This window comes from Xanthobacter flavus, from assembly GCF_017875275.1.
Classification (GTDB): domain Bacteria; phylum Pseudomonadota; class Alphaproteobacteria; order Rhizobiales; family Xanthobacteraceae; genus Xanthobacter; species Xanthobacter flavus_A.
This window is the reverse complement of sequence record NZ_JAGGML010000001.1, coordinates 3,252,430-3,263,627: the sequence shown is the minus strand read 5'-3', so window position 1 is coordinate 3,263,627 and position 11,198 is coordinate 3,252,430. Positions and strand designations below refer to the sequence as shown.

The window sequence follows — 11,198 nt, the reverse complement described above, 5'->3', positions numbered from 1 at the left end:
ATGACCCGCAAGATGCATTTCGGCCTGTTCCTGCTGGGAACGGGGAGCCACATTGCCGGCTGGCGCGTGCCGGGGGCGGTGAACACCTTCGAGGATATCGAGGCGGTACGACGCATCGCCGCCACCGCCGAGCGCGGGCTGTTCGACCTCATCTTCATGGGCGACAACCTCAACGCCGACCCCGCCGCGCACCCCTCCTACACCGCCCGCCTCGAACCGCTGACGCTGCTCTCCGCCATCGCGGGGTCGACGACGCACATCGGCCTCGGCGGCACGGTCTCCACCACCTATAGCGACCCCTACACGGTCGCCCGCGCCTTCGCCTCGCTGGATCACATCTCCGGCGGGCGCGCGGTGTGGAACGCGGTGACCACCGCCGCCCCGGCCGCCGCCGCGAACTTCGGCACGCTCCATCCCGACCATTCCAAGCGCTACGAGATCGCCGGCGAGTTCCTCGACGTGGTGAAGGGCCTGTGGGACTGCTGGGCGGACGACGCCATCGTCGCCAACCGCGAGACCGGCCTCTACATCGACCCCGCAAAGGTGAAGGCGCTCGACCATGAGGGCGAGTTCTTCAAGGTGAAGGGGCCGCTCAACATCTCCCGCGCGCCGCAGGGGCACCCCATCATCTCGCAGGCCGGCGGCTCCGAGCCCGGCCAGCAACTCGCCGCGCGCACGGCGGACATCGTGTTCGCCGTGGTGCAGGACATGGCGGAGGCTCAGGCCGGCTACAAGTCGCTGAAGGACCGCCTGCCCGCCTTCGGCCGCAGGCCGGAGGATGTGACCGTGCTGCCCGGCGTGATGCCGGTGGTGGGCCGCACGGCGCAGGAGGCGCGGGAGAAGCTCGCCGAGCTGATGCGCTTCGTGGACGCGAAGAACGCGCTGGGCATGCTCTCCGAGCGCTTCGGCACGGACATGAGCGCCTACGACCTTGACGGCCCCATCCCGGACCTGCCCGAGGCGGACACCTACAAGTCCTTCACCGGCGTCATGCTGGCCAAGGCGAAGCGCGAGGGCGGCACCCTGCGCGACGTCTACAACATGGTCGCCGCCGCGCGCGGCCACTGGGTGCTGGTGGGCTCGGCGGAAGAAGTCGCCGACACGCTCCAGCTCTGGTTCGAGAGCGGCGCGGCGGACGGCTTCAACGTGATGCCGCCCTATTTCCCCGGCGCGTTCGACGATTTCGTCGATCTGGTCATCCCGATCCTCCAGCAGCGCGGCCTGTTCCGCACCGCCTATGAGGGGCCGACGCTGCGGCACCTTCTGGGGCTGGAGCGGCCGGCCAACCCGAACTTCTGAGCCGGCCGGGCGCGGGCCTTTCCTTCCGGCGGACGATGGGCGAAACAGGAGACGGGTCGGGCGCGTTTGCCGCGCGCCCGTCGCCGCCCTGAAAGGTTGCCATGCCCCCCGAAAGATGGTTCCCGAGCATGCTGCGGCCGGGCGGCGCCGGGCCGAAGGTCCTCGCCATCGTGTTCTGCCTCGTCATCACGGTGCTGTCGCTGCTGCCGGGTCAGGAGCGGCCGCACACGGGGTTCTCCGGCAATATCGAGCATGTCGTGGCCTATGCGGGCACGGTGGGCGTCACCGCATACGCCTTCCTGTCGCCGGGCATCGCGGTGCTGACGCTCGGCTTCTCCGCCGCGTCCGCGGTGTTCGAGATCTGCCAGCTGTTCATCCCGGGCCGCTCGTCCGGCCTCGACAACTGGATCGCCAGCACGCTGGGCGCGCTGGTGGGCGCCACTGCGGCGCGCCACCTGCTGCGCCCGCTGGTCGCGCGGTGGATCCGCCGCGCCTGAGGCCGCCCGTCACTGCCCGAAGGGGTGGTGCAGCTTGTCGAGCGCCGTCGCGCCGATGGCCTCGATCTGGAACTGGACGGGGACCTTGCCCGCCTTCTCGAAGGTGAGGGTCGCGTCCAGCATCTCCCCCTCCTTCAGCGGCTCCTTCAGATCGAAGAAGACGATGCGGCTGGCGCTCGGCTCCAAAAGGAGCGTGGCGCCGGGGGCGATTTCCAGCCCCTCGCGCACCGGGACGAGGCGCATGAGCCCGTCCTTCATGCCCATCTGCTGAACCTCCACGCGCTTGGCGAAAGATGCCGTCGCGGAGAGGAGGCGGTCGGCGGTCGTCCCGCCATTGTGGATGGCCATGAAGCCGGCGCCGCGATCCGCGCCATGGGTCGTGGCCCGCGCCCACGGATGGTCGATGAGCAGGTCTCCGACCTTGTATTCGTGCGCAAGGATGTGCTGGGCGGAAAGCACAAGCAGGCAAAGGGCGAACAGCGTCGCCGCGAGGATCTCCTCGCCATGGAGACGGGCGAACGGGCGATGGCCTGGCGCGCTGCGCCGGAAGAGACGATGGATCATGGGGGCTCCCTGTGATGCGGTCGGCCCGCGCGGGCCGTGCGTCTGGATATCGGCCGAAGCCGCGGACGCCTCAGGCCGGGGGAGCCCGGGCCGGCGGAGGGGAGCGCTCCGCGGGCCGGCGGATGGCGGCCGCGCCGCCCGCCCACGGGGCCAGCGCCGCGTGGCTTTCCGACCGCCGAGCTGCCGGGGCAGGACCGTCGGCATCGCAGGGGATGAGGTCGCCGTCGCTGTCTTCGTTCGCGGGCACCCCAAGGACGGCCGCCGCGTCGGCTGAAGATGGCGGCGCGCCTGTGAACGCAGGGCCGCCAACGCTGTCCGCCATAACGCTCCCGGCCATGGCACTGCTTACCATCCCGGCGAGCAGCAATTGCAGCGCCAGGATGCAGATACTCAGGAAGGCCATCGTCGCGCGGGCGGCGGGACGCGGGGCGGCCATGACGGATGCCTCGTGCGCGGGATTCGCGCTCCGACCCTGCCACCGGGACGCGCCGACGCAAAGCGGCAAATGAAGCGGCACGGCGAAGCACAGCGGGAAGCGCCCGGTGCGCCTTGACGGGGATGGCAACGGCTCTAAAAGATATATTATATCATTTAGACACGATGCATGCCGCACCCGCCAATCCGGAGTCTGCCGATGACAGCCGCCAATTCCGCCGCCCGCCCCGATCCGCGCCTGCCCGCCACCGTGCTTTCCGGCTTCCTCGGGGCGGGAAAGACGACGCTGCTCAATCACATCCTCGCCAACCGCGAGGGGCTGCGCGTGGCCGTCATCGTCAACGACATGAGCGAGGTGAACATCGACGCCGAGCTGGTGCGTTCCGGCGGGGCCAATCTCTCCCACACCGAGGAGAGACTGGTGGAGATGACCAACGGCTGCATCTGCTGCACGCTGCGCGACGATCTCCTCACCGAGGTGCGCCGCCTCGCCCAGGACGGGCGGTTCGACTATCTCCTCATCGAATCCACCGGCATCGCCGAGCCCCTGCCGGTGGCCGCCACCTTCGATTTCCGCGACGAGGACGGCCGGTCCCTCTCCGACGTGGCGCGGCTCGACACCATGGTGACGGTGGTGGACGCGGCGAACCTGCTGAAGGATTTCGGCTCCCGCGACTTCCTGCGCGACCGGGGCGAGGTGGCGGGCGAGGAGGACCAGCGCACGCTGGTGGACCTCCTCACCGACCAGATCGAGTTCGCCGACATCATCATCCTCAACAAGGTGTCGAGCGTGGATGAGGAGCGGCTGAGGAGCGTGCGGGGGGTGGTCAAATCGCTCAATCCCGATGCGCGGCTGATCGAGACCGACTACGCCCGCGTGCCGCTCGGCGAGGTGCTGGGCACCGGGCGCTTCGATTTCGAGAAGGCCAGCACCCATCCCGTCTGGTTCAAGGAGCTGAACGGCTTCAAGGACCACGTGCCGGAGACGCAGGAATATGGCGTGTCGAGCTTCGTCTATCGCGCCCGCCGCCCGTTCCATCCCGAGCGCTTCCAGGCCTTCCTGGCGCGGACGTGGCCGGGGCTGGTGCGGGCGAAGGGCCTGTTCTGGCTGGCGACGCGGCCGAAGCGCGTGGGCGAGATGAGCCTTGCCGGCTCGATCTGCCAGACCGGCACCGCCGGGCGCTGGTGGGCGAGCGTGCCGAAGGAGCACTGGCCGACCCAGCCGGACTGGCGCTCGTGGCTGCGCTCCCACTGGGTGCCGGGCTATGGCGACCGGCGGCAGGAACTGGTGTTCATCGGCATGGGGCTGGACGAGGGCGCCATGCGCGCGGCCCTCGACGCCTGCCTCGTCGGCCCGGCCGACCCCAAGAGGTTCGACGCCAGCGCCTTCAAGAATTTGCCGGACCCCTTCCCCAATTGGGAGGCGGTGCCGGCCTGAGCCGAACGACGAGGGAGGGGCGCGCGGCCCCTCCCTTTGGCCTCACTTCATGGTGGGCATCACGAACTCGGCGCCGGCGCGGATGCCGGTGGGCCAGCGGGTGGTGATGGTCTTCAGGCGCGTGTAGAAGCGCACGCCCTCCGGACCGTGCATGTGGTGATCGCCGAACAGCGAGGCCTTCCAGCCGCCGAAGGAGTGGAACGCCATGGGCACCGGGATCGGCACGTTGATGCCGACCATGCCCACCTTGATGCGGTGCGCGAACTCGCGGGCGGCATCGCCGTCACGGGTGAAGATGGCCGTGCCGTTGCCGAACTCATGCTTGTTGATGAGGTCCGCGGCGGTGTCGTAGCTGTCGGCGCGCACCACGGAGAGGACGGGTCCGAAGATCTCCTCCTTGTAGATGCGCATGTCCGGCGTCACGTGGTCGAACAGGGTGCCGCCGATGTAATAGCCGTCCTCATAGCCCTGGAGCTTGAGGCCACGGCCGTCCACCACCAGCTTCGCGCCTTCCGCGACGCCCTGGTCCACATAGCCGGACACCTTGTCGAGGTGCTGCTTGGTGACCAGCGGACCCATCTCGGACTCGGGGTCCGTGCCGGGGCCGACCTTGAGCGCGCGCACCCGCGGCTCCAGCTTGGCCATCAGCGCCTCGGCGGTGGCCTCGCCCACCGGCACCGCCACCGATATGGCCATGCAGCGCTCGCCGGCCGAGCCGTAGGCGGCGCCCATCAGGGCGTCCACGGCCTGGTCCATGTCCGCGTCGGGCATGACGATCATGTGGTTCTTGGCGCCGCCCAGGGCCTGGCAGCGCTTTCCGGTGCGCGCGGCGGTCTCGTAAATATAGCGGGCGATGGGGGTGGAGCCGACGAAGCTCACCGCCTGGATGTCCGGATCGTCGAGCAAAGCGTCAACAGCGGTCTTGTCGCCATGGATGACGGTGAACACGCCGTCCGGCAGGCCGGCTTCCTTCAGCCACTGCGCGAGCAACAGGGAGGCGGAGGGATCGCGCTCGGACGGCTTCAGGATGAAGCAATTGCCGCAGGCCAGCGCCACCGGGAACATCCACATGGGCACCATGGCCGGGAAGTTGAACGGCGTGATGCCGGCGACCACGCCGAGGGGCTGGCGCACCGCGTGGCTGTCGATGCGGGTGCCCACGTCCTCGGTGATCTCGCCCTTCAGGAGCTGCGGGGCGGCAGTGGCGAACTCCACCACCTCCATGCCGCGCTGCACTTCGCCCTTGGCGTCGGAGAACACCTTGCCGTGCTCGGCGCTGACCACCTCGGCGATCTGGTCCACCCGCTCTTCCAGGATGCGCAGGAAGGCGTTGAGGATGCGCGCGCGGCGCAGCGGTGTGGTGGCGGCCCAGCCGGGGGCGGCCTTGTTGGCGATCTCCACCGCCGCGCGCACTTCGGCGGCGGACGCGAGCGGAACCTCGCCGGTCTGCGCGCCGGTGGCGGGATTGTAAACCGGCGCCGTGCGGCCGCTGGTGCCGGCGACGAGCTTGCCGCCGATGAAGTGGAAAATCTCGTTGGGCATGATGCGCCTCCCGTTTGAATTGCCTCCGTGATGGCGCTTCAAACGGCGCGCAGCAACGCCATTGTCCGAGCATCTGTTGTGCGGATATTATAGCCCATGGACATCGCCCTCGATTGGGATCACCTGCGCGTCTTCCTCGCCGTCGCCCGGCGCGGGCAATTGCTCGCCGCCGCCAAGCACCTCGCGCTGAACCACGCCACCATCGCCCGCCGGCTCGATGCGCTGGAGGCGGCGCTGGGCAGCCCTTTGTTCGACCGCCGCCCCACCGGCTGCGTCCTCACCCAGGCGGGCGAGCGGCTGCTGCCGGCGGCGGAGCGGGTGGAGGCGGAGATGCTGGGCATCGCCGAGCGCTTCCGCAAGGAAGAGGCGGAGGTGTCCGGCACCGTGCGCATCGGCGCGCCGGACGGGCTGGGCAATTATTTCCTCGCCGCCGAGCTGGGGCGGCTCGCTCTGCTCCATCCCCATCTGGTGGTGGAGCTGGTGCCGCTGCCGCGCACCTTCTCCCTCTCCCGGCGCGAGGCGGACCTCGCCATCGTGCTGGACCGGCCCACCGAGGGCCGCCTCACCGTCTCGCGCCTCACCGACTACACGCTGGGCGCCTATGCCGCCACGAGCTACATCGCGGCTTTCGGTACACCGGAGAGCGAGGCGGATCTGGCCGGCCGGCGGGTGGTGACGGGGGTGGAAGACCTCGCCTATGCCTCGGCGCTGGATTATTCCGGCGTGCTGGAGAAGCACGGCGGCCAGCCCTTCCGCTGCGCCAGCGTCACCGGCCAGATGGAGGCGGTGCGCGCGGGCGCCGGCATCGGCGTCCTGCACGATTTCGCCGCCGCTTATTATGGCAATGCGCTGGTGCGCATCCTGCCGCGAATCGCCTTCCGCCGGAGCTATTTCCTGCTCGCCCATCCCGACACGGTGGAGGTGCGCCGCATCGCCACCGTGCGCGCCTTCCTCGCCCGCCGCTTCCGCGAGGAGCGCGCCCGCTTCATCTGCGAATGAACGCCGTCCGGTCCACCCGCACCACCGCCGTGATGGTGTCCAGCACCGCCCGCACCCGGGCGAGGTGGCTGAGATCGTCATGCACGGAGAGCCAATAGCTGCGGGTGAGGCGCACCTCGTCCTCCAGCAGCGGCACGAGCGTGCCATGGGGCGCCGCGAGGAAGGCGGGCAGCACGCCGATGGCCGCGCCGGAGAGCACCGCATTCACCTGCGCGATGACGCTGGTGGAGCGGATGACCGGCTTCAACTCCACCCCCGGCCCCAATTGCGAGAAGTCGAGGGCGCGGGTGAAGAGCAGTTCCGGGATGTAGCCGGCGAGCACGTGGTGCTTCAGGTCATCCACCGTTGCCGGCCGCCCGCGCCGGTCGAGATAGGCCTGCGTGCCGTAGAGCTGCAGCGTGTAGTCGGTGAGCTTGCGCACCCTGACCTGCCCGGCGATGGGCCGGTCCAGCGTGATGGCGATGTCCACCTCCCGGCTCGCCAGCGAATAGGACCGTGGCAGGGCCACCAGCTCCGTCTCCAGCTTCGGATTGTCGGCGGAGAGGACGGCGAGCCGCGCCGCCAGATAGCCCACCCCCAGCCCCTCCGGCGCGCCCACGCGCACCCGCCCGGTGGGCTGGCGCTCGCCCTCGCCCAGACCGGTGATCTTGCGCAGCACGAGGGATTCCATCTCCTCCGCCGCCTGCGCCAGCTTCTGCCCCTCCTCGGTGATGACGGTGCGCCGCCCCGCGCGGGTCACGAGGGGCGCGCCCACCGCCGCCTCCAGCCGCGCGACGCGCCGGCCCACCGTGGTATCGTCCAGCCCCAGCGCCCGCCCGGCGCCGGCCATGCGCCCGGTGCGGACGAGCTGGAGGAAGATGCGCAGGTCGTCCCAATCCATGATGCGGTGAAGTCCCTGCGCCTGTTGAGACGATTCCTGCAAAATTGCAGGATGGATCGGAAACTATCGTTCTTGCGTGCAGAAATCCAAGCTGGGATCACCAGCGGAGGGAAGAAACAGGAGACGCCGATGGACCGGCTTGAAGGGGATTACGACTATATCGTCGTTGGCGCCGGCACGGCCGGCTGCATCGTCGCCAACCGCCTCTCGGCCGATCCGCGCAACCGCGTGCTGCTGCTGGAAGCCGGCGGGCGGGACAATTGGATCTGGTTTCACATCCCCGTCGGCTATCTCTTCGCCATCGGCAATCCGCGCGCCGACTGGATGTTCAAGACCGACGCCGAGCCGGGCCTCAACGGGCGGGCGTTGAACTATCCGCGCGGCAAGGTCATCGGTGGCTGCTCGTCCATCAATGCCATGATCTCCATGCGCGGGCAGGCGGCGGACTATGACCACTGGCGCCAGCTCGGCCTCTCCGGCTGGGGCTGGGAGGATGTGCTGCCGGCCTTCAAGTCGCTGGAAGACCATTTCCTCGGCGCCAGCGACATCCATGGCGCCGGCGGCGGCTGGCGCATCGAGCCGCCGCGCATCGAGTGGCCGGTGCTGAACGCCGTGGCCGACGCCGCCACCCAGCTCGGCATCCGCAAGGTGCCGGACTTCAACACCGGCGACAATGAGGGCGTCGGCTATTTCCATGTGAACCAGAAGTACGGCCGCCGCTGGTCCTCCGCACGCGGCTTCCTCAAGCCCGCCCTCGGCCGCCCCAATTTGCGGCTGGAGACCGAGGTGCTGGCCGACCGCCTCATCATCGAGAATGGCCGCGCGGTGGGCGTGCGCTATCGCCAGAACGGCCGCTGGATCGAGGTACGCACCCGCGGCGAGGTCATCCTCACCGCCGGGGCCGTCGGCTCGGTGCAGATCCTCCAGCGCTCCGGCGTCGGGCCGGGCGACTGGCTGGCCGAGCGCGGTGTCGAGACCGTGCTGGACCGGCAGGGCGTGGGGCGAAACCTGCAGGACCATCTCCAGCAGCGGGCCATCTACAAGGTCTCCGGCATCCGCACCCTGAACGAGACCTATTATTCGCTTCCGCGCCGCGCGCTGATGGGCGTGGACTACGCCCTGCGGCGGCGCGGGCCGCTCACCATGGCGCCCTCCCAGCTCGGCATCTTCACCAAGTCCGATCCGCATCAGGAACGGGCGAACATCGAGTTCCACGTCCAGCCGCTCTCGCTGGACAAGTTCGGCGAGCCGCTGCACCGCTTCCCGGCCATCACGGTGGCCGCCTGTAACCTGCGCCCCACCTCGCGCGGCATCGTGCGCATTCCCAATGCCGATCCAGAGGCAAAGCCGCAGATCGCGCCGCATTATCTCTCCACCGAGGAAGACCGGCAGGTGGCCGCCGACGCCATCCGCGTCACCCGCCGCCTCATGCGCCAGCAGGCCCTCGCGCCCTACCGGCCGGAGGAGTATCTGCCCGGCCCGTCCGTGGGCGACGACGACGCCTCGCTCGCCAAGGCGGCCGGCGACATCGGCACCACCATCTTCCATCCCGTGGGCACGGCAAAGATGGGGCGCGTGGATGACCCCACGGCCGTGGTGGACGAGCGCCTGCGCTTTATTGGCCTCGGCGGCCTGCGCGTGATCGACGCCTCCATCATGCCCACCATCACCTCGGGCAACACCAACACCCCCACCGCCATGATCGCGGAAAGAGGCGCACGGCTGGCGCTGGAGGATGCCCGCGCAGGGGCAAGTTCGGCGGCGGCGTGAGGGGCTGGCCGTCCGCTGGCATCGTCCGCCTCATCCCCAACCAGCCGTCATCGCCCGGCTCGTCCGGGCGATCCACGGGTGGTCTGACACGGTGACCTATTCCCGGAGGCCGCCAGGCGGAGGGGTGGATCCCCCGGACAAGCCGGGGGATGACGGCTCTTGCGGCAACGCAGCCCCTACCCCCTGAGCGCGCGGCGCATCACCTTGCCGGAGCCGGTGCGGGGCAGTTCGTCGATGAAGACATAGGCGCGGGGGCGCTTGTATTCGGCGAGGTGCTCGGCGGCATAAGCTTCGAGCATCGCCGCATCGGCCATCGCCTCCGGCTGGAGCACCACGAAGGCGGTGACGAGGGAGATGTCGCCCGACCGGGTCTCCACCACCGCCACCTCGGCCACATCAGGATGGGCGGCGATGGCCCGCTCCACTTCCTCGGGCGCCACACGATAGCCGAAGGCGTTCATCTGGTCGTCGGCGCGGCCCTCGTACCAGAGGTAGCCATCCGCATCGAAGCGGGCGAGATCGCCGGTGAGGAACCACTCGCCGCGCAGGACTGCGGCCGTCTCTTCGGCCAGGCGCCAATAGCCGAGCATCAGGCCGGGATCGGAGCGGTGGACGGCGAGCACGCCGGTGTCGCCGGCCGGCAGCGGATGGAGCGCGTCCGGCGCCTCGCCCTCGGGCGGCAGCACCACGACGCGCCGTCCCGCCTGCGGCTTGCCGGGGCTGCCCGGCCGGGTCGGCACAAAAGGGCCGGAGGAGACGTAGGTTGAAATCTCGCTCATCCCCAGCGCCTCGTAGAGCGGACGCCCCGTCGCCGCGACCCACTCGCCGTGCAGCGCCGCCTTCAGCGCCTCCCCGGCGGTGAGGCCGTGACGCAAGGCGGGGAAACGGTCGGGCGTCACGGCGGCATATTTCAGGATGCGCCGGTAGAGGCCGGGCACGGCGGCGAACTGGGTGGCGCCGGTCTCTTCCAGAAGATCGGGCCAGGCACCCGGCGGGCGATCGCCGAGATGGACGATGCTGGTCGCCCCCACCGCCCACGGGTCCATGAGGCCGACGCCAAGCGTATAGGTCCAGTTGAACGCACCGGCGTGGAACAGGAGGTCGTCGCCCTTCAGATCGTGCCAGCCAGCGCGCATGGGCACGCGCCCGAGCCCGACCCGCTGGGCATGGGCCACGCCCTTCGGCCGCCCGCTGGTGCCGGAGGTGAAGACGAGGAAGGCGAGGTCGTCCGCGCCGGTGTCTGCGAAATCCACGGCCGATGCGGCCCCCAGTCGATCCATGCCGGCCGCATCGATGACGGTGACGCCCTCGCGCGGCGCCGGCATCACGCCCGATCCGTCGCCCACCACCAGCGCGGCGCCGGAATCGTCGAGGATCATCTCCACCTCGTGCGCCGTCAGCATGGTGGAGGTGGGGATGGGGGCGAGCCCGGCGGCGATGGCACCGAAGAACGTCAGCGGGAACTGCGAGGTGTTGCCCACCCGCAGCAGCACCCGCGCCCCCCGTGGCAGGCCGTATCCGGCGAAGCCGCCGGCCACGCGCAGCACCGCCTCGCGGAGCTCGCCATAGCTCCAGCGCTCGATGATGCGCCCCTTCGGTCCCTCGGCCACCAGCAATGCCGGCTTGCCCGCATCCGCGCCGGCGGCGGCGAGGCAGAAGCGGGCGAGGTTGAAGGGGGCAAGGTTGAAGGGGGGTGGCGCAGCCTGATTCCCGTTCTCGGTCATGAGAGGATCATGGCTGCGGCGCTTCCCCTGCGCCAGCGCTATCGCAGCGG

At 69.8% G+C, this 11,198-nt stretch carries 9 protein-coding genes; 5 read left to right on the top strand and 4 right to left on the bottom strand.

Going from position 1 to position 11,198, the window contains the following annotated elements; translation table 11 throughout:
* Both J2126_RS15580 and J2126_RS15575 read left to right on the top strand, forming a co-directional pair.
* Positions 1-1,299, top strand: a complete 1,299-nt coding sequence (locus J2126_RS15580; RefSeq protein WP_209487816.1) for an LLM class flavin-dependent oxidoreductase — start codon at positions 1-3, stop codon at positions 1,297-1,299.
* A gap of 101 nt (positions 1,300-1,400) precedes the next feature.
* Complete coding sequence (locus J2126_RS15575) at positions 1,401-1,796, top strand: VanZ family protein (protein ID WP_209487815.1); 396 nt, start codon at positions 1,401-1,403, stop codon at positions 1,794-1,796.
* A gap of 9 nt (positions 1,797-1,805) precedes the next feature.
* Here J2126_RS15575 and J2126_RS15570 read toward each other — a convergent pair whose 3' ends face one another.
* On the bottom strand, positions 1,806-2,360 hold the full coding sequence (locus J2126_RS15570; RefSeq protein WP_209487814.1) for a copper chaperone PCu(A)C: 555 nt from the start codon (positions 2,358-2,360) through the stop codon (positions 1,806-1,808).
* A gap of 634 nt (positions 2,361-2,994) precedes the next feature.
* On the opposite strand from J2126_RS15570, the gene zigA reads away from it, so the two are divergent.
* Entirely contained in the window at positions 2,995-4,233 is a 1,239-nt protein-coding gene (zigA, locus tag J2126_RS15565) for a zinc metallochaperone GTPase ZigA (protein WP_209487813.1), read from the top strand.
* Between the two features lie 42 nt (positions 4,234-4,275).
* On the opposite strand, the gene J2126_RS15560 is transcribed toward zigA, so the two are convergent.
* Positions 4,276-5,775, bottom strand: a complete 1,500-nt coding sequence (locus J2126_RS15560; RefSeq protein WP_209487812.1) for a CoA-acylating methylmalonate-semialdehyde dehydrogenase — start codon at positions 5,773-5,775, stop codon at positions 4,276-4,278.
* A 96-nt stretch (positions 5,776-5,871) separates the two neighbouring features.
* Between J2126_RS15560 and J2126_RS15555 the strand changes: the two genes are divergently transcribed.
* The gene (locus J2126_RS15555; protein WP_209487811.1) at positions 5,872-6,774 is read left to right on the top strand and encodes a LysR family transcriptional regulator; all 903 of its coding nucleotides are present in this window, start codon (positions 5,872-5,874) and stop codon (positions 6,772-6,774) included.
* Here J2126_RS15555 and J2126_RS15550 read toward each other — a convergent pair.
* Entirely contained in the window at positions 6,761-7,654 is an 894-nt protein-coding gene (locus J2126_RS15550) for a LysR family transcriptional regulator (RefSeq protein ID WP_209487810.1), read from the bottom strand. The two genes, J2126_RS15555 and J2126_RS15550, sit on opposite strands and share 14 nt — an antisense overlap.
* A gap of 129 nt (positions 7,655-7,783) precedes the next feature.
* Between J2126_RS15550 and J2126_RS15545 the strand changes: the two genes are divergently transcribed.
* Positions 7,784-9,424, top strand: coding sequence for a GMC family oxidoreductase (locus tag J2126_RS15545; protein ID WP_209487809.1), 1,641 nt, complete (start codon positions 7,784-7,786; stop codon positions 9,422-9,424).
* Positions 9,425-9,600: 176 nt separating this feature from the next.
* Here J2126_RS15545 and J2126_RS15540 read toward each other — a convergent pair whose 3' ends face one another.
* A complete protein-coding gene (locus tag J2126_RS15540; protein WP_209487808.1) occupies positions 9,601-11,148 on the bottom strand; it encodes a class I adenylate-forming enzyme family protein in 1,548 nt (515 codons plus the stop codon).
* Between the last annotated feature and the right edge of the window lie 50 nt (positions 11,149-11,198).